The sequence below is a fragment of the Weissella cibaria genome, from assembly GCF_004521965.1.
Classification (GTDB): Bacteria; Bacillota; Bacilli; order Lactobacillales; family Lactobacillaceae; genus Weissella; species Weissella cibaria_A.
This window is the reverse complement of the sequence record NZ_SDGK01000092.1, coordinates 32111-53282: the sequence shown is the minus strand read 5'-3', so window position 1 is coordinate 53282 and position 21172 is coordinate 32111. Positions and strand designations below refer to the sequence as shown.

The following is a 21172-nucleotide window of genomic DNA, read 5'->3' as shown; positions in this document are numbered from 1 at the left end:
GTTCGTTATGCTAACTCCTGAAAAAGAATTAAGGAGCAAATTCATGACAGAGCAGAAGCAAAAATCACGAACGACCCGCCAACGCAAACCACGCTGGGATCGTATCATTGGTATTGCCGCCTTGGTTGGCCTAGTGGTTGTTGGTGGTGGCGCGGCTGCGATGACATGGCGTGCTAAGACCGTGGTAGATCAGACGTATGCAGGAACGCATATGAAAAAAGCTCGTGATGTATCGGAAACCGTCAAAGCCGGTAAGCCAATTTCAATTTTGATGTTGGGTACAGATACAGGTGAACTTGGTCGTAATGATAAAGGCCGGACAGACTCGATGATGGTTGTCACGATTAATCCAACTAAGTCTGAAACAACGATCATGTCAATTCCCCGTGATACATTGATGGCCATTCCGGGCTATGAAAGTACATTCCCACAAAAAATCAATGCAGCCTATGAATTGGGTTCAGCCAAAGCGGCGATTGAAACCGTACAAAATTGGCTGAATGTGCCGATTGATTATTACGCCTTAGTTAACATGGGCGGCCTTGAAAAGGTGGTCGATGAAATCGGTGGGGTGAAAGTGAAATCCCCACTGACCTTTGGTTATAATCCCTACACGGCCCATGATACGCCAGGGTATACGTTCAACTTTACGGCGGGGACGACGAATTATTCCTTCAGCGGTCAGGATGGCGAAACTGTTAAGTACCACACGATGGACGGTAAGACGGCCTTGGCCTTTTCGCGGATGCGTTATGACGATCCGCAAGGGGACTATGGGCGTCAGCAACGTCAACGCATGGTCTTAGAAGCGGTGGTACAGAAGGCGAAAAAGAATCCAGCTCGCTTACTTACGCATGGCTTTATGAATTTCTTGTCAAAATCGGTTAAGACTGATTTGACCTTTGGTGACATGACAACGATTGGGACGCATTACCTGTCAGCGACGAAAACAATTAAGTCAGATTACATCCGTGGTACCGGGTATAACTTAACCTCTGGTTCAACTGAAGTTGTTTCGCACAACGAAGAGCAACGGGCAACCAACGTGCTACGACGTTCATTGGGGTTGCAACATAAAGAAACCGGTAACTTGTATGGGGGTGACATTTCAGATTCTGAGATTGCCGCCATTGGGGTGCCAACACTAGCGACACAGACACAAAACTAGCCCTTTATTTCCCGCTTGCGAACTAACTTACCGTATAATGCAAATATAAGTTAGTGAAAAGAGGCTATAACCATGGGAATTACCATTCAAATTAACGATGCTGCAGTGACGAAGATTGCGGGCGCTATCCGGACGAACATTCCACGTGTTGCACGGACCAATGAAGCAATGATTTTGGCGAACCCTGAATTGTCAGAACGCTTGCCAAAGTTGGCAGCGTTGGCTGATGATGAATTGGTTCGTGGTTACTTGCAGGTCTTTCTGATGTCAGCTAATGACACAAATTTGTTGTTGGATAAGGCGTGGATTGACCAATTCTTGACGATGCAATTGGCAACGGTTGTTGGCTAAAAAATGATTAAAATAGCTCGCATTAAGGTCAAAATTCATTGGCGTTAATGCGAGTTTTTTATATGTTACACATTTAGTACGGAAAAACAGTTACAATGAAATAACTATAGATTAGAAAAGAGATTAGGCATGATTACATTAAAATCACCTCGTGAAATCGAAGGCATGCGCCAGTCTGGTGCGATTATTGCTGGTATGCACCAAGGGCTACGCGATATTATTAAGCCTGGCATTTCAACTTGGGAAATTGAAACTTTCAGCCGTGATTATATCGAAAGTCACGGTGGACGCGCGGCACAGATTGGCTTTGAAGGCTATGAATATGCCACGACTGTGTCGGTTAACAATGAAGTCGCTCACGCATTTCCCCGTAAGCAATTATCCTTAAAAGAAGGCGACATTGTCACAGTTGATACGGTCGTTGATTTGAACGGTTATTATTCAGATTCAGCTTGGACGTATGCAGTTGGTGAAGTGTCACCAGAAGTGCAACGACTGATGGACGTTGCCAAGCGTGCTATGTACATTGGTATTGAGCAAGCGCAAGTTGGTAACCGTTTGGGGGATATTGGGGCTGCGATTAATGCGTATGTCGAAGATGAAAATGGTTTCGGGAATGTCCGTGACTATGTTGGCCACGGTATTCAACCCACGATGCACGAAGATCCAAGTGTGTTCCACTACGGTGAAGCTGGCCACGGTTTGCGCTTGAAGCCGGGCATGACCATCACCATTGAACCAATGGTTAACATGGGGACGTGGGAAGTTGAAACGTCTGAAGAAGACGGCTGGACAGTGACCACGTTGGACGGTTCATGGTCAGCTCAGTACGAACACGTGATTGCCATTACGGAAGACGGTCCTAAGATTTTGACCAGTCAAGATCCGGAATTTGATGCAAAATATCTTTAAAAATTAACGGCATTTCCTAAGTGGGGATGCCGTTTTTCTTATGCCTAAAAATAGGTTGTGTTGGCGTTAAAAATCAGATAGAGTAGTTCGCAGAAGTATTAATGCATGCGTTTAGAAATAAAAAGCGCGATTATCTAACTAATTGGTTTGACCGAGCGAAGACTGCCTGTTTCAGGATTGGGGGTTCCATGAAAATAGACAAAAAGCGACTTAAAAAGAGAATCAACGATCAAGATGGGCAAAAAAATAAAGGTAAGTTGCATGATGACTTACAAGAACTACATCATTTTATTTTGGCGGTGCAGAAAAAAGATAATGTCCTGACGCCGAGTTTTCTATCACGGGTTAATTTGCGGTTACCACAAATTATGTATCGCTTAGAAAAGGTGGTACATCCGCATTTATCACCAGAGCAAGCCGTGCCACTTCATGACTACGAATTCGTTTTGGGTGAAACGCGTCAGTTGCTATACCAAACCGATCAAGGCGTGCTACTTGATGTGCCAGAATTCGAAGACGTGACGAACGGGTTGTTGTGGCAACGGCTGTCAGGGGATGAATATTTGGCAGCCTTAGCCACACCATGGATGACGCCGGATGATGAAACGCCACGCTTTGATGCAACGACAGAATTAACGAAGACCTTAGAACGCGCGAATAAAACGTTGAAACGCCAAGCGGTTGATGCGATGGAACGGGCTTTGAAGGCGGAAGATGACTTGCGCCGGCTGCAACGCGAGTGTGATGCAAAGGAAAAAGCGATAACGGATCAACAGTATCAGTTACAAGCCTCTGAACAAGAACAAGGGAATACGGCGGAACAATTGCTCAGTTTGCGCCATCAAAATCAGACACAGGCGACTGAGTTAACGACATTGCGCCAAACGTTGCGTGAGGCACAGACGACGGTTCGGTCGCAACAAGACGACCTGACCACGAGTGAGCAGACGGAGGTGCAACTGACAGATGAAATCGCGATGCTGAAGGACACAGTACAAGCGCAACAAGACCAGCTACATCAAGCTCAGCAATCCACAATCGCTCCACTTTCTGATCATAACGTGCAAACGATTCTAAAAACCTTAGCTACCCGGATTACGGAGTTAGAACAGGCTAAAGTGGCGGCGCACCCGGAAGTTGGTGAAGTGGCACCGGCTTTGATTGAGACAGAACCAGTTGAGATTGCGCCACAACCGACGTTGTTAACGAATACTAAATTGCTGCGTCAGCTAATTGCAAATTTGACAGCTGATTCATTGGCGGAATACCATCCCATTGAACGCCTGGTGCAAAAATATAACGATCTGGTTGAGGGGGATGAGCTCACATTATGGACGACGTTACAGGGCTATTTTGTTACTGAAGATGATGATCGGTATTTTGTGGATAACAGTTTCGCTTATCATAAACTCTCAGACGTTGATTGCAATGGCCTTGACGTGACTGATATTACAGATGGGGAGCTGTACTCTGCACGGCAACGCATCGATAGTGACCGGATTGTCTTGATTCGATCGATCCATAAACAATATGAGCGACCGGCTAGTGTTTATAATGACGATGATTTACAGCGCTTTGAAGACGAAACTGTCTTAGCGGGTAAGGACGTGCTCATTGTCAGCTGGTGGGGTGAGACAGCCAATCACGCGAAACGCAAACTGGAGAAGATGGGGGCAAATGTGAAATGGATCGACACGTCGACCGTTGCTAACAATAAAGTGGCTGATGAAATACGAAAAGAGTTGTACGATGTTCGGATTGTCGTGTTACGAGGTGCCCATCATGAAACCGTCAACGAAGCCCATCAGTTGCGACGTGAGGGGATGAACATTTTTATTTTAGGGAACCCAGGCACGAGTACACTGGTAAAAGTTACGTTACATGCCACGGCGTCATAAATGATTAGAAAATTTCTAACTTGCTAATTCTATGTAAAAACCGTAAACTAGTTTGAGTATTAAAAAGTAAATAAATTCGACTTTCCTATCGAGAGTTCAGGGAGGGACTAGACCCTTTGATCTGACGCCAACTTACCCGTTTCGGGCGATGTGGTACTTTCTAGCAGATAGGCGCATATCGATTCAACCCGACATGCCGCCTACGAGTGGTATGTCGGGTTTTTAGTTTTTGAGAGATATTAAGTTTAGGAGATTTTTATACATGACAGAAAAGCGTTTGTTTACGTCAGAATCAGTTTCAGAAGGTCACCCCGATAAGGTTTCAGACCAAATCTCAGATGCCATCTTGGATGCTGTTTTGGCGCAAGACCCACAAGCCCGTACCGCCGTTGAAACATCAGTAACAACGGGTTACGTGAACATCTTTGGTGAGATGTCAACGAAGGCCTATGTAAACATCAACGATATCGTACGCCAAACATTGAAGCGTATTGGTTACGATGATAAGGATGCTGGTTTCTTGGCGGATGATATCCACGTTGGGATTACGTTGGATGAGCAATCACCAGATATCGCCCAAGGTGTTGATTCAGCAATTGAGCAACGTGAAGACGGTGGGGTTGATCCATTGGACCAAATTGGCGCCGGTGATCAAGGCTTGATGTTTGGTTTTGCAACGAACGAAACCGATGAGTACTTGCCGTTGTCAGTTGTTTTGTCACACAAGTTGGTGAAGAAGCAAGCTGAAGTTCGCCGTAATGGTGAATTGTCATACTTGTTGCCTGACGCTAAGGCGCAAGTGACAGTTGAATTGGACGAAAACGACAAGCCAACACGTATCGACGCAGTTGTTTTGTCAACGCAACACCGTGATTCAGTGACATTGGATCAATTACGTGCTGACGTGCGTAAGGTCATCCTTGACCCTGTGTTGCCAGCCGACATGGTTGATGATGACACACGTTACTACATCAACCCAACTGGTCGTTTCGTTATCGGGGGACCTAAGGGTGATGCTGGTATGACGGGTCGTAAGATTATTGTTGACACGTACGGCGGATACGCACGTCACGGTGGTGGTGCCTTCTCAGGTAAGGATGCTACTAAGGTTGATCGCAGTGCCGCTTATGCAACGCGTCACATTGCCAAGAACATTGTTGCAGCTGGTTTGGCCGAAAAGGTTGAAATCCAAGTTGCCTACGCTATCGGTGTAGCAAAGCCTGTTTCAGTTAACGTCAACACGTTCGGTACGGGTAAGGTTTCTGATGACGAATTGGTTGCCGCAGTCCGTGATTTGTTCGAGTTGCGTCCAGCCGGAATTATCGAGGACTTGGATTTGCGCAAGCCTCGTTACGAAGCAACGGCTGCCTACGGTCACTTCGGCCGTCCAGAGTTGGACTTGCCATGGGAGCGTTTGGATAAGGTTGATGAGTTGAAGGCATACTTTAACAAGTAATAGAGATTGTGGAAGCGTTGTGAGTCTTTGGACTCGCGACGCTTCTTTTTTAATCCCGTTTGAACCGCAACACCCAGAAAACACTGGATAGCTTGCTATAATAGCTCCAATAAAAAACGAACGGGGCAAAGAATTATGAAACGACTTTGGGAGTTAACATGGGGGCGATTTTGGCAATCGCGTTGGGCGTTTAGTCGCATCTACCTAGCTGTTACCATCGTCATTACGGCATTGGTGATTCCAGTGTTGAAGGGGCTGGTTTACGTCGGGCAGTGGCTGGATAATGTACCATTTTTGCACTGTCGACTTTTAAACAGATGCTTTTACAAAATCCAGCCTTTACCGTGATTTTGCTTATGGCGATTGTGGCGCTGTTAGCAGAGTTCGTTTGGCAGGCAGTTAGTTATGCGCTTGGGTTTTCAGCGATTCATGCTGGTCAAAAGCCAACTGCACTGAGTGCCATGAAACAAGCTGGCTATCAGATTTGACGAATGGGATTCGGTCGTAGTGCATTAATTGTGGCGTATGGGGTGTTAGCTCTGCCATCTCCGATGCTGACTTTTCATTCGGCGTTACTGACGAATGTGAAAATTCCAGAATTTGTCTGGTCGACGCTTATGGCGACTACCTGGATGTGGGGAACACTGGCAATATTGTTTGTGAGCGCATTGTTTTTAGCGATTTGGTTCTTCTATGTGTTGCCGGAACTGGTTCTACATCAGCAATCAGCCAAAACCGCGCTACATAATAGCTGGCAAAAAAGACTGGCCGGGCAGGTTGGTATTTGATGTTTAAATTGTTCTTTGGTTCGCTACTTATTGGGGCGATGACGTTACTGGCGTTTGGTGTGACGTACTTGTTGCAACTTGGAATTGATCAGCTGGGTAACCTTGATGCGAGTGCGCTAGGCGCGGTGCTGACGTTCATTTTGGCAACATTAAGCGACATCTTATTCAGTATCGTGGGTCTGCAATTTTTATTTGGACTGATGACACGTGATTATCAGGTAGTAGCACTAACTGATTTTGTCAGCAAGTCAAAGCGGTCAAAACGCTGGGTTGAGGCGTTCTTGATTTTGAATTTGATTGTGCAAGGCGCGACGCCATCGTTTTGGTTTGTGGTCAATACGGCTAATCGGCACATGAAAATCATTTCTCACCATGGTGTTGACGGCGGTAATGGGGTGCAAAACACGATTCCGGCATTACAAGATACAGTGGCGAAGGCACATCCAGACTATGTTGAAATGGATATTCGTCAAACTAAGGATGGCAAATTGGTCTTGATACACGATCCAGCCTTAACGACCTTAACAAAAGGGGCATCAAACAAGTCAATTTCGACTTAACGCTACAATAAGCCATGGCGTTAACGGTTTATGAGAATGGCCATACAGCTAAAATTCAAAGTTTTGCGTCTGATTCAAATGATAGCGGACCAACTCAAGAAGATTTGGATCGCTGGGACGAAGAACGGCGGACAATCAAGTGCCACGAACGGCATCGTTGGTAATTAGCTAACATTGATAGGATGAATGATACAGGTAATTCTTTTTGGATGAAGGGCGACTATGGTGAAAAGAGTAAACAATAAGGCGGCTCGTCGGTTAAAACAACGTGGGAGCGCTGGCTGGTTTGAAAGTCGCGCAACAAAAACAGTCGAGATTGTCACGACAGAGGATAATTTAGCGTTTCTGGGTATTGATATGAAACTCATGAATTAGAATTTGACTGCTGCAGGAAGTTTAGCTGATAAATTACTTATCTTTGAGCGTGATAATCTAGCATCGGAAACCGCCGCCGTGCACGGAGATATTAATTTTATTTATAGTCCGGCTGATGATGTGGCGATATTTGAATCAGAAATGGACGCGATATATGTCACGAAAAAAAGCGGTCAAACACTGCTGGCTACGATGGTGCGCTTATTGGCTGAAGCGCAACAATCAAACCAGCGTGCTGTCATAGGTCTTGATTTTGTGAAACATCAATTTGATGTGGTGATTTCAGTTGTTCCAGCTAATCATGACTTTATAGAACAATTGCATAGCCGGTATGGCAATCAGCGGCAACGATTAATTCTGCAGTTATTGGCGTCAGAGTAGATGGTTTGGCAGTCAGTGAAAGCGGATGTTTAAAGAGATGGCGGTTATCATAAAATGATTGTCGTCATGCAAGAAGTTGATGCAGCATATCCGAGTCGTGATTAGCAATACCGTGGTGAATATATGTAAGTAAAAAAGTCGTATCGCAGAAAAAATCGCGAGACGGCTTTTTTAGTTATTCGGTTTCTAGTAGCCAATCAAATACGTTTTTAACCGGCACGCCTTCGATTTCAGATTCATACGTTGGCGTTGCCATTAAGAGTAATTTTTTGTGATTATCTGGAATGTGTAATAAATTGGCTGTTTCACGGTCGGATGTTGAGGGGGGCTGTTCAGCAACTTGTACGTACAGGGTTTCGCCTAGTTTTCGCGCGACAAAATCAATTTCCTCATCTTTATCAAGCCGGCCAATCGACACATTATAACCGCGTCGTCGCAACTCAATGTAGACAACATTTTCAACCTCGCTGCCAATGTTTTTGTTGGTTTTTCCTAAAGTGACGTTGCGTAACCCTGTATCGGCAATGAACCATTTACCGGATCCATGCAAATAGGATTTGCCGCGTATGTCATAACGTTCGGCGCGGTAGAACAGGAAAGCGTTTTCTAACATATCCATATATCTGGTCACGGTTGGCACGCTCGTTTTTAAGTGTGCAACAGATTCTAACGCCCCTTTTATTTTGTTTGGGTTGGTAATTTGGCCAATATTAGATGCTAGAAAGCGACTGACAGATTTCAAAATTTCAGGTTCTTTGATGCCGGACCGAAATCCAACGTCGTTTAAAAGGACGGTATCGTAAATACCACTTAAGATACTTTCTTTTAACTGTTCATCCGATAAAACAACCGCGGGAAATCCGCCGTAACGGATATATTCTTTAAACCAGTTGGCATATTGGCGGATATCTGAGATATCAAACTGTTTAAATTGCAGAAATTCAGCAAAGGATAATGGATATACCTCAATTGTGACATACCGACCTGATAGCAGTGTCGAGATTTCGCTTGAAAGCATTTTGGCGTTTGAACCGGTTACGACAATGTCAGCGTCAAAGGAGACTCTTAAGCCATTGATAACTCGTTCCCAATCAGTTACTAATTGAATTTCATCAAACAGGAAATGCATTTTGACATCAGAAGTTGCGTGGCCTTGGATGTATTGGATTAATGCCTTAGCTGTCAGTAGGCTGGCAGTTTCGAATGATTCAAAATTTAAGTACATAATGTGATTGACAGATGTACCATGATCTAATAGGTGTTGGCGGTACATCTGCATGACAGAAGACTTACCTGAACGGCGCACACCGGTAATCACTTTGACGAATTCTGTATCTTGGTAGCTCAGGACTTCATTTAAATATTGTGGGCGTGTAACAAGCATCGTAATCCTCCTATTTATATAAAGTTAACTTTATAAAAATCATTATACAGAAACTTTATAAAGTTAACTTTATAAAAAATGAAAAATCGCAAAAATATAAAGATAACTTTACATATCTTGAGATCAGAAAGCTGACAAATTTGCTGAAATCAAAAATTTAAAAAACGCCGGTGTACAGATTTTTTGTAAAAGATTTTCTATACTAAAAGGAATGACTAGTTTACAAATAGTTATTTGGAGAAAGAATAGTAAGAGAAAATGGCATTACAGGGCAAAAAATTTTTATGGGGTGCACCAATTGCAAACTATCAAACGGATGGCGCATAAAATACGCAATGGCATGAGTGGGAGCTTGCGAATGCTGGCCACTTAGCAAGTGAGTATGATACGGTATTCAAGGATGTCCCAACGGTCGATGATTTCCGTGCAGTTGGGAACGATCCGCAAAACTATATTAGTGGCATGGGTATTCACCACCGTGAACGCTATGATGCCGATTTTGATAAACTACAACCCTTACACTTTAGCGCTTTTCGATTCAGTGTGGAATGGGCCAGGTCGAACCCGAACCGGGTGTATATAACGAGCAAGAAATTGCTTTTCTTAGGTATGAATTGGTATAACGACGATAGTTATGATGGCTTTGCAGTTAAAAAGCCTAACGAAAAGGTCAATGACATGGGGTGGGATATGCGACCAATTCGCATTGAAGAGACCCTGGTTCGCTTGTACAATCGTTATCAGTTACCAATCTTAATTACGGAAAACGGCTTAGCGCTCGTGTTGGCAATTGGTAATCAATTGGTTAATTATATGTCGTTATATTTGTGTGCCACAATCATTGCGGTTACTGGCGCCGGTGTCATCATGACCATCAAAAAATTACGATGAAAATGTAGGATTTTTAATTTGACCTGTTGATTTTTTGTACTACGCCGTATAAACTTATATTTTGTAAGTGAAATGTAGCACACAGACAGTTAGGAGATTTATTCATGACAAAGTACGGTGTAATTGTTGGATCAATTCGTAAGAACTCATACTCACTTGGCGTGGCTGAGGCCCTTGTTGCTGGTTTGCCAGCCGATGCAGAAGTAACGTACTTCGACATCGCAAGCTTGCCTTTGTACAATCAAGACTTGGATGCAAACTCTCCTAAGGAATATGAAGACTTCCGCAAGTTGGTTGCTGAACAAGACGCATTCACTATCGTAACGCCTGAGCACAACCGTTCAGTGCCTGCTGCATTGAAGAACGCTTTGGACATTGCTTCACGTCCATGGGGACAAAATGTATGGGCTGGTAAGCCAGTTTTGCCTGCATCACAATCAATCGCCGGTCTTGGTGGTGCTGTGGCGCACCACGTGTTGCGTAACACGTTGGACTTCTTGGACATGGTTGTTATGCACCAACCAGAACTTTACATTGGTAACACAATGGACTTGGCTGACGAAGGTGGCAAGATCACTAACGAAGGTACAAAGAAGTTCTTGGCTGAATCAGCTGCTAAGTACAACGACTTCGTTTTGAAGGTTCTTGGCTAAAATATAGACTAATGAAATGACGACTCGCAAATCTGCTGGTCGTCATTTTTTGTTTGACCTGATAATTAGCCATAAGGGCCTAATTGCTGTTATGATTGTTAACAATAATTAAGTACAGTTTGGAATGGTGATACATGTTATTAAATGAAATGTTTGATGATTATGGTGAGTTGATTTTATCACCGACTGATTTTGTGAGCCTTGAAATGTATCACGAACTCATTGATTTAATCACCGCTAAGGATGCTGAAGGGGCCACGACGCTTTTGCAGGATATGCGCGCTGTTAATATATTCTCAACCCGCACGGTGGGGATGTTATTTGAAGATGCTGCTAAGAAATTTGATGTGACAATTAACCAAGTCGATGGGTTAATTATTATGACGTTGGGTACTTTGGTAGCGCCGTTTGTTTCTGAACGGGCAATGCAAAATGCCGGCCTAGAGTGGTCGGTGGCTGACGGTGAAGCGCGTATTACGGTAACGTTGGATGATTTAGTTGCCCAACAAGTAAGTGTCTATACAATTTTTGCTGAATTAGCTGATCCGGTGACCCGCCCTAAGAAATTACTGCCAAAGTTTTTCCGGGCAGTTGTTGATGAAGTGCCAATTAGTTACCAGGCTGCATTGATAGATTTGCAGGAAATGAAATTTGAGTTGATTGGGCAGTTGCCAGCAGAACGACAGACAACGGTCACATCACAACCAGACGAAATTGATTATCGTGAGGACGCACGGCCATTTAAATTTGTTGATTATGATCACATGATTGACTATTCGTTCCTACTCAATGATGCGGGCCAACGGGTGGCTTTGTACCGGCTAGATAGTGGCGAATTTGTGGCGATGGTCCCAACTCAGGATGAGACTGCGCGAGCATTAGCAGTTGAATATAAGGGGCAAATGATGCCGGTTGCGGCAGCGTATGTTGAAGAACACGGACGTCGCATTAACTAACAAAAACGTTGCTATATAGGCGTTTCCGGCTGATTGTTTTGTTGCAAAATGAAAAATTATCAGATATGATGAAATTATGTTGTGGAAGTAATTAATAGGGGGGACAGGCAATGTATCAAGGGATTTTATTACCAGAACCGACGGCACAATTCGTCACGAAGCAAGAGTTTGAATCGTTCAAGAAAAATGAATTTATGACGTTGCAACACGATGTGACTGATTTGCAACATGATGTGCATGATGTGTGAGAGGGATTACATGATGTGAAAAAGGATGTTGCGCTGCTACGTCAAGAAGTTAAAGACGATGTCGCAGCCATACAGACGAAAATGAACGGTTTCGGCGAAGATATGGCAGTACTGCGCTCCGATAACCGTGCGGTTAAATGGTTACTTGGTCTTGGTGTTGTGCTACCGGGCTTGACGTTTACTGTGCGGCAGCTTGTCGAAATGGTAACGTACTAAGGCTAACCGACTACGTGATGAATATTCCGCCGTGCATTCAGGTATAATGGATAGTGGAAATTAATTTGAGAATCACGAGATAAAAAATATGAGCAATACAGTTATTCCGGTAAAGCTCGGCGAACAGTACGAAGGCACTGTTGTCGACGTGCTTTACACGGGGGTTGGGGTCATTATGGTGGATGATTACCCAATCCATTTGGAGAACGCCTTTGAAGGCGAAAAAATTCGATTTGAAGTGACACAAGTCAACCGTAAGTTTGGACGTGCCAAGGTCGTTGAAATTGAAGTTGCCTCACCAAATCGTGTCGATTCAGGCAAAGATTGCTTGCTTGAAGCGGGCATTGCACCCTATGTTAACTTGGCTTATGATGCCCAACTACGTTTGAAGCAACAACAAGTGCAGAAGTTGTACAAGGCGGTTGGCATTGATGTTGACGTGGCGCCCACAATTGGGATGGATAACCCCACACACTACCGTAATAAGACGGTGGTGCCAGTGAAGTACGTTGATGGGAAATTAACGACCGGTTTCATTAAAAAACGTACACCGGGCGATATTGTGCCATTGGATGATTACTTTGTTAATGACGAAAAAATTGATCAAATCATTGGCATTGTCAGGGATATTCTTGATGCGCACAAAGTATCAGTCTTTGATGACGACACACAAGAAGGTGAAATGCGATACATCATGGTTCGCCGTGGCTACTATAGTCACGAGGTGATGGTGGTGCTAGTCACGCAAACGCCAACTTTGACCGATGAAGACGCGATTGCTACTGATATCGCTGCTGCTGTGTCAGGTATTAAGAGTATTATTTTAAACCATAATCCGCGTAGTTTACACGTGTTGACTTCAGGTGATAATCGCACATTGTGGGGGGCGGATGCCATCCACGATAAGTTGCTGGACATTGATTTTGAAATCGGGCCAAACTCGTTCTACCAGGTTAACCCACAGACGACTGAAGTGTTGTATGACATGGCAGCCACAAAGGGTGAGTTGAAAGAATCGGATACGGTTATCGACGCATACTCAGGTATTGGCACCATTGGATTAACAGTGGCTGACCGTGTCGACAAAGTTTTAGGTGTGGAAGTTATCGAACGTGCCGTTATTGACGCGCAAAAGAATGTCGCAAACAACAACGTGCAAAATGCAGAGTTTGTGACAGCAGACGCACCCGAGCAAATGAAAAAGTGGAAAGATGGCGGTCTTAAGCCGGATGTCATCTTCGTTGATCCGCCTCGTCGCGGCTTGACGGAAGAATTACTTGATGCGGTGGCTGATATGAACCCTGACCGGTTTGTTTACGTCTCATGCGACCCAGAGACGATGGCGCGCGATGCCCGTTATCTAATTGATAAGGGCTTCCGTATTAAGGGTGATATCCAACCGTTGGACCAGTTCCCACAAACTGCGCACGTTGAAGCGGTGGCAGTGTTTGAACCAATTGAAAAGTAAAAAATAACGCCTAGATGCAATGATCTAGGCGTTATTTTTTAACGACGTTGAACAAGTAAAGCAGTTTCGCCAGTCAAAATGTCTTCGTACTTGTGGACATTGTAAGAATCGGTTGGTAATTGTGCCACATATTCTTGTGCCGCAACTAAGTTAGCTGGGTTATCTGATAGCAACAAAACCAAACCGTTTGTCTTCAACACCATTAATAACATCTTCACGGTGTTCGTTAGCGTTGTGGTATCCATGGTTTCGTCGACTTGAAACAATGCAGCCGCAACGGGTGTTGTTGGTTCCAGGTAGTTCGTAATGGCAGAAAAATCCTTGCTGATAAGTTCAACGCGATTGTGCAAACCACTCAAAAATAGTGAGGTTGCGACGTCATCAATTTCAGCTTTGACATCTGAAAAGGCCAATACCTTACCAGTGTCGCCAACACGGCTAGCCAAGAAACGCGTGATATCACCGTGACGAATGGTGGCGTCAATTGCCAAATCGCCGGGGACTAAGTATTCGTTAAGCGTGATTTGCGCTAGGTTCTGGGTTGATTGCATGTTCGAAAACCTCTCGTGTTCGATATTTAAAAATAAGTTCCTTAGACATAATCAAAAAGAAAACGCCTAAACTAAAGCCGGCCAAGACGTCGGACAAGTAGTGTACGCCTAAGTAGACACGGCTAATGGGGATAGCGAAAACCAACGCGCCAAAGAGTGTCATGAAGGCGTAGCGCAATTGGTCCTGCTTCTTTAGATAGTAGTGAACTAAAACTATCAATGAACCATATAGTAACACAGCATTTAGTGCATGCCCGGATGGGAAGGAATAGCCACCTTGTGTAATGACATGATAAATGTCAGGACGGGGACGATGAAAGATATGTTTCATTAACATCATTACGCCAAGACCAAAGACACCGACATTGACGACCATAAAGACAGCAACGTCAATTTTACGGATTAGCAAGGCAATAATGGCGGTGATGGCCATGACCAAGGCGGTCCATTTTGTATTACCACCACGGGTGATGTTACGGAAAAACCAAGACCGTTCAGGGGTTAGGGGTTCACGAATGTGTTTGAACCCAAATTGGTCAATCCAATCGATATAGCCCAGGTGGTGTGTATAACCAAACGCTAAAAAGATAAACATCAGCAAACCCGCAATTGCGACACCAAGTTGCAGGTAGTCGAATTTACGCATTTGGGACATATGCAACAGCTCCTTTCACATTAAAAATTTCATAAACTCAGTCTATCACAAAATGACGTCTCAATTCGGCTGAATGTTCGAGTGGTTAACCCCGCTTGTTCATTGAAATAAGGCGGTTTTTTTGTTAAAGTTAGAACATTAAAGTGAGGTTATCGATAATGGCATATCAACACAAAGAAGTAGAAAAGAAGTGGCAACGCTTCTGGGAAGAAAATCAGACCTTTAAGACGTCATCAGACCACTCAAAGGAAAAGTTCTTTGCAATGGACATGTTCCCATTCCCATCAGGACAGGGACTGCACGTTGGACACCCAGAGGGTTACACGGCAACTGATATCGTTTCACGTATGAAGCGTATGCAAGGGTTTAACGTTTTGCACCCAATGGGATTCGACGCGTTTGGTTTGCCTACTGAAGAGTACGCAATTAAGACGGGTGAAGATCCTCGTGTTGTGACGGCAAAGAACGTTAAGAACTTCCGTCGCCAAATGAAGACGCTTGGGTTGTCATATGACTGGTCACGTGAGGTTAACACGACGGACCCTAAGTACTACAAGTGGACGCAATGGATCTTCGAACAATTGTACAAGAAGGGTTTGGCCTACGAAGATGAAATCATGGTTAACTGGGCCCCTGATTACAATGGTGGTACGGTTGTTGCCAATGAAGAAATCATTGATGGTAAGACGGAGCGTGGTGGCTTCCCAGTTTACCGTGTCCCAATGCGTCAATGGGCATTGAAGATTACGGCTTACGCTGACCGTTTGTTGGAAGATTTGGATGATGTGGATTGGCCAGATGCCATCAAGGAACAACAACGTAACTGGATTGGTCGTTCAATCGGAGCTTCTGTTAACTTTAAGGTGAAGGATTCAGATGCCGAAGTTGAAGTCTTTACAACGCGTGCTGACACGTTGTTTGGTGCGACATACCTTGTGTTGTCACCAGAACATGCGTTGGTATCAGAAATTGTTTCTGACGACCAAAAGGAAGCTATCGAAGCCTTCAAGAAGTCAATTGCTTCAAAGTCAGATTTGGAGCGTACAGACTTAAACAAGGATAAGGCCGGTGTCTTCACTGGTGCATACGCCATTAACCCAATGAACGGCGAAGAATTGCCGATCTGGATTGGTGACTATGTCTTGGCGTCATACGGAACGGGTGCTATTATGGCAGTTCCTGCGCACGATACGCGTGACTACGAGTTTGCGAAGAAGTACGACTTGCCAATGCGCCAAGTATTGGCTGGGGGCGATATTGCCGACGAAGCCTACACAGGTGACGGTGAGCACATCAACTCAGGTTTCTTGGACGGCATGGGTAAGCAAGAAGCTATCGACAAGGCGATTACTTGGTTGGAAGAACAAGGTGTTGGTCACAAGCAAGTTAACTACCGCTTGCGTGACTGGATCTTCTCACGTCAACGTTACTGGGGTGAGCCAATTCCTGTCATCCACTGGGAAGATGGCGAAAAGACGCTTGTACCAGAGGACCAATTGCCATTGCGTTTGCCAGAAGTTGATAACATCATGCCTTCAGGTACTGGTGAGTCACCATTGGTTAACGTTGACGACTGGGTAAATGTGGTTGACGAAAATGGCCGTAAGGGTAAGCGTGAGACGAATACGATGCCACAATGGGCTGGTTCATCATGGTACTACTTGCGTTACATGGATCCACACAATGATAAGGAAATTGTTTCACCAGACGCTGAGGCTTACTGGCAGAATGTTGACTTGTACATTGGTGGTGCTGAGCACGCCGTGTTGCACTTGTTGTACGCCCGCTTCTGGCACAAGGTGTTGTACGACTTGGGTGTTGTGCACACTAAGGAGCCATTCCAAAAGTTGGCTAACCAAGGTATGATTTTGGGTGAAAACCACGAGAAGATGTCGAAGTCAAAGGGCAACGTTGTGAACCCTGATGACGTCGTTGAGCAATACGGTGCTGACACATTGCGTTTGTACGAAATGTTCATGGGACCTTTGGAACAATCAATTGCTTGGTCTGAAGACGGCTTGGCTGGTTCACGTCGTTGGTTGGATCGTGTTTGGCGTTTGTTCATTGATGATGATGACAAGTTGCGTGATCACATTACAACGGTTAACGACCACAAGTTGGACAAGATTTACAACGAGACGGTCAAGAAGGTAACGGATGACTATGAAGGTCTTCGTTTCAACACGGCCATTTCACAAATGATGATTTTCATCAACGAAGCTTACAAGGCTGAAAACTTGCCAGTTGAATATGTTGAAGGCTTCATCAAGTTGTTGAACCCAATTGCGCCACACATGACGGAAGAATTGTGGAGCTACTTGCACAAGGATGAATCTGTGACGTATGCTGCTTGGCCAACGTTTGATGAATCTGCTTTAGTTGAAGATGAAATTGAAATCGTCTTGCAAGTTAACGGTAAGGTGCGTGGTCGTTTGACAATCCCAGCCGATGCTGATCGTGACAAGATGACAGAACTAGCGCTTGCTGATGAAGCGGTGCAAAAGCAACTCGATGGTGGCCAACCTAAGAAGGTGATCGCGGTCCCTGGTAAGTTGGTTAACGTCGTTTTGTAAAAAATAACATGTCAGGTTTCAGGACATGACATGATACTTTTTATTCAGAAGTGACTATACTTAAGAGGAACACTCAAATTGTGGGTGTTCCTCTTTTTTTATGCCTTTGGTAGAGGGGAGGGTGCAGTATGAAGCGTGTACTCATGGCGATAGAAAATTTGGGACTTGGCGGCATGAAACGAGCTGCGACAGTGGTTGGTAATGCGATGACGGCATTTGCGGATGTACAGTACTATCAACTGGCAGACGTGCCTTCTTATTATGAGTTAAAAGGCCGTTTAGTCCCGGCCAAGCATCCAGTGATGCCCGAAAATGGGGCCACGCCATTAACCCGTTATGCGGTGCAAATGGCCGATTTGGGGGATGTTTTAATAACTGAAAAAATTGATGTGCTAATTGTAAATGCGGGGATTTTGACAAGCTTTATTCCGTATCTTAAGACGCGGGCGCCGCATGTGCAGATGATTGCTTGGATGCATAATAATATTGATACGTACTTTAATCAGTATTATCGTGAGATGCAACCTGAATTTGTAGACGGTGTGAAGGCGGCTGACGTGGTAGTTGCTTTAACAGAATCAGATTTAGCTGGCTTTCAAACAGTCACTGATCGGGCTATTAAAATTTGGAATCCGGTTACGATGCCCATTGTGGGTCAGGCTGATGTGACGAGCCACAAAATTGCATTCACGGGTCGCATTGCCATCCAACACAAAGGTATTGATATCATGTTAGCCGTTGCACAATACTTGCCTGACAATTGGCAGATTGTCATTGCTGGTGATGGTACGCCGACGGATGTCGCGGAGTTCAAGCGATTGATTCATGCTAATCATGCGGAAAATAAAGTCGTGTATCGTGGTGCGCTCCATGATGAGGCGCTGGCCGAGCATTATCGGCAGGCATCTATCTTTTTGGCAACATCACGATGGGAAGGACTACCACTGGTTCTGGTTGAGGCAATGAGCTTTGGCTTGCCAATTGTGTCGACGGATAACACTGGGGCGGCTGAAATACTTGAAGGTGGTGTGTACGGTGAGTTAGCCACAAAGGACGCAACAGTCATCTGGCACCGATTGGAACCATTGCTGCACAGTACGGAAATGCGGCGTGTGTTGGCCTCAAAGTCATTAGCTCGCGCGAAAGACTTTGTGACGGGACCGATTATGACGAAATGGCAACAATTAATTGAATAGAAAATCATACCCGTTGTTTCGGATTTACTTTGACTCTACAAACAACGGGTTTTCTTGTGTATAATAATAACTTAGGTAAGTTTTGGCGCTATAGTTCAACAGGATAGAACAAGGACCTCCTAAGTCTTAGATCACAGTTCGAGTCTGTGTAGCGTCATTGAAAGTAGTATCGATTATAGTAGTGACTACTGTGACAAACGAAAGGGGACGGTCAAGAAATGGCTGACGACAAATCATCCAATTACGAAGAATCACCATTCCGTCGTGACATCACGTTTGAGGAATTGGCAGCTTTATTAAACGGTGCAACAGTTGATGATATCTTCGAAGCCCGTGATGAGCAAAAAAAGGCACAGCACGATTCAGCTTCGGCGAAGTTAGAGCCACAATCAGTGACCGAAGTTGTAACCCGTCCGGAAGGTATCTCAACATTCAAGGTACATGAGGTACCTGATACATTCGTGCGTGAAGCGAGTGTGAAGCCAGATTCGATTAAGGAAAACCATACGGATGAGGCCGCCGCTGTTCAGCCGGTGACGGCCAGGGCGGTGACACCGTCGGATATTATGACAGCTGAACCAGCCACCGTAGCTGAAGAGGTTGCACCAGTGCGGCCGCCAGTTACGAAAACCGTGACTCGTCCTGAACCTTCGTACACGGCAGAAATTGTGCCTGAAGAAACGACGTCAGCTATGGCTGATGAAATTGAAACCGTACCGGAGCTCGAAGCCGACTTCATTGATGATGAGAATGCAGCATCGCGCATGTTACGTGGCTCGGCATGGATGACCATCGGTAGCTTAGCCTCCCGCGTATTAGGAGCCTTGTACATCATCCCCTGGGTTGCAATGATTGGAAATTTGTATTTCACGTCAGCGAACTCGTTGTTTGCCCAAGGTTATCAAATTTATAGTGTGGCCCTGCTAATTGCAACGGCTGGTCTGCCAAACGTCTTGGCACGGTTGGTTGCGGAATATGGGGCATCTCGCCAATATGGGGCGGTGAAGCAAGTCTTCCGCCAGGCCTTACAATTGGGAGCTATCCTGGGAATCGCCTCTGGGGCGGTGCTCTACTTCTTGGCTGGGGTGTTGTCACAAGGTGATCCAAACGTGATCCCAGTCATTCACTCATTGGCCGCCGCGGTGGTTATTATTCCGGCACTTTCAATGTTGCGTGGTTACGTACAGGGATTCGAGTTCATGGGCTTGTCGGCTATGTCACAGTTCATCGAGCAGCTTGTGCGTGTGATTTACATGCTAGCTGCGACTTATTGGATTATGATTGGACACCATGGCAATTGGATTGATGCAACGGTCCAGTCAACGTTTGCTGCTTTCTGGGGCGCGTTAGCTGGAATTGTAATTCTGGTATATGGTATTTGGCGTCGTCGTCAATTCTTTGCAACGCAGCTTGCAAATGCAGTACCAGCACCAGATTTCAATCCCCGCGCAGTGATGCTACGCATGGCGCGTCAATCAGTGCCAGTTATTTTTGCTGGTTCAGCAATTTCACTGGTGCAAGTGATTGACCAATACACGTTCTTCCGCATTATGAATCACTTCACGTCAGTTGTGAACCATGCGCAACAAGCGATGTTTTCACAATTTGCGTTTAATTCAAATAAGCTAATTATGTTGGTTGTGTCATTGGCAGTCGGTATGGCCGAAACAGCTTTGCCAATGCTGGCGCGTGCCCATGAAATTGGGGATCGCGACAATATTAACAACCAAATTCAATTTGCGTTTAAGTTGTTGGCATTTGTGATGATTCCAGCCTCGCTTGGCATGGCAGCTGTAGCACGACCGCTCTATATTGTGTTCTATAACACGGCTGATTTAACGAATGGTACGCTGGTGTTGCAATTTGCTAGCTTCATGGCAATCTTGCTAGGGGCTTACATGGTTGTGTTGGCGTTATACCAAGGATTGCATGATTTGCGTTACACCGTTAAAGTATTGATTTTGATGCTAGTTTTGAAGTTCGCTTTACAAGTGCCATTAACGATTTGGTTGTACGGCATGGGGCCATTGGTTTCAACGGCATTGGCCTTTATTGTCGGATTAGCGATGTCAATTCGTCGTTTGACGAAGCGTTTTGATATTAGTTGGGCACCATTTAATTACTCAGCAATGATTATCCTATTCTGGAGTCTGGCGATTTACATTGTAGTTGCACCAGTCGTTAGTACATTAGGCTACTTTGTGTCAGATGGGAAAATCCCACAACTTATCTTGTTGACTGTTGGCGGTTTGGTTGGTGCCGTGATTTACGGTATTGCCATGTTAAAGACACACGTTGGTGAGGAAGTGCTGGGCGCCCGAGCAACTAATTTAGCTCGTAAATTACATTTGAAATAATAGAAAACGAACTAGCGATTATCGTTAGTTCGTTTTTATTTGTGTTTAATTTAATTTTTACACAGCTTTCTGTGGATATTATTGTGGATAAAACTGTTGGTTTGTGGATAACTTTGTATAACTGGTGGATAGTGT

At 44.8% G+C, this 21172-nt stretch carries 21 protein-coding genes and 1 tRNA gene; 19 read left to right on the top strand and 3 right to left on the bottom strand.

What is annotated here, in order from left to right:
* The first annotated feature begins 43 nt into the window (after positions 1–43).
* The 9 genes from EST42_RS10060 (at position 44) to EST42_RS10025 (ending at position 7889) form a co-directional block, all read left to right on the top strand.
* Entirely contained in the window at positions 44–1168 is a 1125-nt protein-coding gene (locus EST42_RS10060) for an LCP family protein (RefSeq protein WP_134645292.1), read from the top strand.
* 72 nt (positions 1169–1240) lie between these two features.
* Entirely contained in the window at positions 1241–1519 is a 279-nt protein-coding gene (locus EST42_RS10055; RefSeq protein ID WP_134645291.1) for a hypothetical protein, read from the top strand.
* A 129-nt stretch (positions 1520–1648) separates the two neighbouring features.
* Positions 1649–2431 carry a type I methionyl aminopeptidase gene (gene map / locus EST42_RS10050; protein WP_134645290.1) on the top strand — a complete coding sequence of 261 codons (783 nt, stop codon included), beginning with the start codon at positions 1649–1651 and terminating at the stop codon, positions 2429–2431.
* Between the two features lie 188 nt (positions 2432–2619).
* Positions 2620–4329: a phosphoribosyltransferase gene (locus tag EST42_RS10045; RefSeq protein WP_134645289.1), complete on the top strand. Its 1710-nt coding sequence runs from the start codon at positions 2620–2622 to the stop codon at positions 4327–4329.
* Between the two features lie 262 nt (positions 4330–4591).
* Positions 4592–5785 carry a methionine adenosyltransferase gene (metK, locus tag EST42_RS10040; RefSeq protein ID WP_134645288.1) on the top strand — a complete coding sequence of 398 codons (1194 nt, stop codon included), beginning with the start codon at positions 4592–4594 and terminating at the stop codon, positions 5783–5785.
* 317 nt (positions 5786–6102) lie between these two features.
* Positions 6103–6273, top strand: a complete 171-nt coding sequence (locus EST42_RS10690) for a hypothetical protein (RefSeq protein WP_167711250.1) — start codon at positions 6103–6105, stop codon at positions 6271–6273.
* Positions 6274–6276: 3 nt separating this feature from the next.
* A complete protein-coding gene (locus EST42_RS10035) occupies positions 6277–6573 on the top strand; it encodes a glycerophosphoryl diester phosphodiesterase membrane domain-containing protein (RefSeq protein WP_134645287.1) in 297 nt (98 codons plus the stop codon).
* Entirely contained in the window at positions 6573–7133 is a 561-nt protein-coding gene (locus EST42_RS10030; RefSeq protein ID WP_134645286.1) for a glycerophosphodiester phosphodiesterase family protein, read from the top strand. The genes EST42_RS10035 and EST42_RS10030 overlap by 1 nt, the downstream gene beginning before the upstream one ends.
* 378 nt (positions 7134–7511) lie before the next feature.
* On the top strand, positions 7512–7889 hold the full coding sequence (locus EST42_RS10025; protein ID WP_134645285.1) for a hypothetical protein: 378 nt from the start codon (positions 7512–7514) through the stop codon (positions 7887–7889).
* A gap of 175 nt (positions 7890–8064) precedes the next feature.
* Here the strand turns inward: EST42_RS10025 and EST42_RS10020 are convergent, their stop codons facing one another.
* On the bottom strand, positions 8065–9273 hold the full coding sequence (locus EST42_RS10020; protein WP_134645284.1) for an ATP-binding protein: 1209 nt from the start codon (positions 9271–9273) through the stop codon (positions 8065–8067).
* A gap of 594 nt (positions 9274–9867) precedes the next feature.
* Here EST42_RS10020 and EST42_RS10015 point away from each other — a divergent pair.
* The 6 genes from EST42_RS10015 (at position 9868) to rlmD (ending at position 13705) form a co-directional block, all read left to right on the top strand.
* Positions 9868–10164, top strand: coding sequence for a family 1 glycosylhydrolase (locus tag EST42_RS10015; protein ID WP_167711247.1), 297 nt, complete (start codon positions 9868–9870; stop codon positions 10162–10164).
* A gap of 104 nt (positions 10165–10268) precedes the next feature.
* Positions 10269–10817 (top strand): NADPH-dependent FMN reductase, encoded by a 549-nt coding sequence (locus tag EST42_RS10010; RefSeq protein WP_134645282.1) that lies wholly within the window; start codon positions 10269–10271, stop codon positions 10815–10817.
* Positions 10818–10951: 134 nt separating this feature from the next.
* Entirely contained in the window at positions 10952–11773 is an 822-nt protein-coding gene (locus EST42_RS10005) for a hypothetical protein (protein WP_134645281.1), read from the top strand.
* A 110-nt stretch (positions 11774–11883) separates the two neighbouring features.
* Positions 11884–12021 (top strand): hypothetical protein, encoded by a 138-nt coding sequence (locus EST42_RS10685; RefSeq protein ID WP_167711245.1) that lies wholly within the window; start codon positions 11884–11886, stop codon positions 12019–12021.
* Positions 12022–12036: 15 nt separating this feature from the next.
* Positions 12037–12237: a hypothetical protein gene (locus tag EST42_RS10000; RefSeq protein ID WP_134645280.1), complete on the top strand. Its 201-nt coding sequence runs from the start codon at positions 12037–12039 to the stop codon at positions 12235–12237.
* An 88-nt stretch (positions 12238–12325) separates the two neighbouring features.
* Positions 12326–13705 (top strand): 23S rRNA (uracil(1939)-C(5))-methyltransferase RlmD, encoded by a 1380-nt coding sequence (rlmD, locus tag EST42_RS09995; RefSeq protein WP_134645279.1) that lies wholly within the window; start codon positions 12326–12328, stop codon positions 13703–13705.
* A gap of 38 nt (positions 13706–13743) precedes the next feature.
* Here rlmD and EST42_RS09990 read toward each other — a convergent pair whose 3' ends face one another.
* Both EST42_RS09990 and EST42_RS09985 read right to left on the bottom strand, forming a co-directional pair.
* Positions 13744–14256, bottom strand: a complete 513-nt coding sequence (locus EST42_RS09990) for an rRNA methyltransferase (RefSeq protein ID WP_134645278.1) — start codon at positions 14254–14256, stop codon at positions 13744–13746.
* Positions 14219–14911: a phosphatase PAP2 family protein gene (locus EST42_RS09985; protein ID WP_134645277.1), complete on the bottom strand. Its 693-nt coding sequence runs from the start codon at positions 14909–14911 to the stop codon at positions 14219–14221. Before EST42_RS09985 ends, EST42_RS09990 begins: the two co-directional genes overlap by 38 nt.
* A 158-nt stretch (positions 14912–15069) precedes the next feature.
* Between EST42_RS09985 and leuS the strand changes: the two genes are divergently transcribed.
* The 4 genes from leuS to EST42_RS09965 all read left to right on the top strand — a co-directional run bounded on the left by leuS (position 15070) and on the right by EST42_RS09965 (position 21037).
* Positions 15070–17484, top strand: a complete 2415-nt coding sequence (leuS, locus tag EST42_RS09980; protein WP_134645276.1) for a leucine--tRNA ligase — start codon at positions 15070–15072, stop codon at positions 17482–17484.
* A 128-nt stretch (positions 17485–17612) separates the two neighbouring features.
* Positions 17613–18680: a glycosyltransferase gene (locus EST42_RS09975; RefSeq protein WP_134645275.1), complete on the top strand. Its 1068-nt coding sequence runs from the start codon at positions 17613–17615 to the stop codon at positions 18678–18680.
* Between the two features lie 84 nt (positions 18681–18764).
* Positions 18765–18837: transfer RNA gene (locus EST42_RS09970), tRNA-Arg, on the top strand.
* 61 nt (positions 18838–18898) lie between these two features.
* The gene (locus EST42_RS09965) at positions 18899–21037 is read left to right on the top strand and encodes a putative polysaccharide biosynthesis protein (RefSeq protein WP_134645274.1); all 2139 of its coding nucleotides are present in this window, start codon (positions 18899–18901) and stop codon (positions 21035–21037) included.
* Positions 21038–21172: the final 135 nt, after the last annotated feature.

Coding starts and splice junctions, on each gene's coding strand:
- EST42_RS10060 (WP_134645292.1), top strand. CDS start 44: ATGACAGAGCAGAAGCAAAAATCACGAACGACCCGCCAACGCAAACCA.
- EST42_RS10055 (WP_134645291.1), top strand. CDS start 1,241: ATGGGAATTACCATTCAAATTAACGATGCTGCAGTGACGAAGATTGCG.
- map (WP_134645290.1), top strand. CDS start 1,649: ATGATTACATTAAAATCACCTCGTGAAATCGAAGGCATGCGCCAGTCT.
- EST42_RS10045 (WP_134645289.1), top strand. CDS start 2,620: ATGAAAATAGACAAAAAGCGACTTAAAAAGAGAATCAACGATCAAGAT.
- metK (WP_134645288.1), top strand. CDS start 4,592: ATGACAGAAAAGCGTTTGTTTACGTCAGAATCAGTTTCAGAAGGTCAC.
- EST42_RS10690 (WP_167711250.1), top strand. CDS start 6,103: ATGCTTTTACAAAATCCAGCCTTTACCGTGATTTTGCTTATGGCGATT.
- EST42_RS10035 (WP_134645287.1), top strand. CDS start 6,277: ATGGGATTCGGTCGTAGTGCATTAATTGTGGCGTATGGGGTGTTAGCT.
- EST42_RS10030 (WP_134645286.1), top strand. CDS start 6,573: ATGTTTAAATTGTTCTTTGGTTCGCTACTTATTGGGGCGATGACGTTA.
- EST42_RS10020 (WP_134645284.1), bottom strand. CDS start 9,273: ATGCTTGTTACACGCCCACAATATTTAAATGAAGTCCTGAGCTACCAA.
- EST42_RS10010 (WP_134645282.1), top strand. CDS start 10,269: ATGACAAAGTACGGTGTAATTGTTGGATCAATTCGTAAGAACTCATAC.
- EST42_RS10005 (WP_134645281.1), top strand. CDS start 10,952: ATGTTATTAAATGAAATGTTTGATGATTATGGTGAGTTGATTTTATCA.
- EST42_RS10685 (WP_167711245.1), top strand. CDS start 11,884: ATGTATCAAGGGATTTTATTACCAGAACCGACGGCACAATTCGTCACG.
- rlmD (WP_134645279.1), top strand. CDS start 12,326: ATGAGCAATACAGTTATTCCGGTAAAGCTCGGCGAACAGTACGAAGGC.
- EST42_RS09990 (WP_134645278.1), bottom strand. CDS start 14,256: ATGCAATCAACCCAGAACCTAGCGCAAATCACGCTTAACGAATACTTA.
- EST42_RS09985 (WP_134645277.1), bottom strand. CDS start 14,911: ATGTCCCAAATGCGTAAATTCGACTACCTGCAACTTGGTGTCGCAATT.
- leuS (WP_134645276.1), top strand. CDS start 15,070: ATGGCATATCAACACAAAGAAGTAGAAAAGAAGTGGCAACGCTTCTGG.
- EST42_RS09975 (WP_134645275.1), top strand. CDS start 17,613: ATGAAGCGTGTACTCATGGCGATAGAAAATTTGGGACTTGGCGGCATG.
- EST42_RS09965 (WP_134645274.1), top strand. CDS start 18,899: ATGGCTGACGACAAATCATCCAATTACGAAGAATCACCATTCCGTCGT.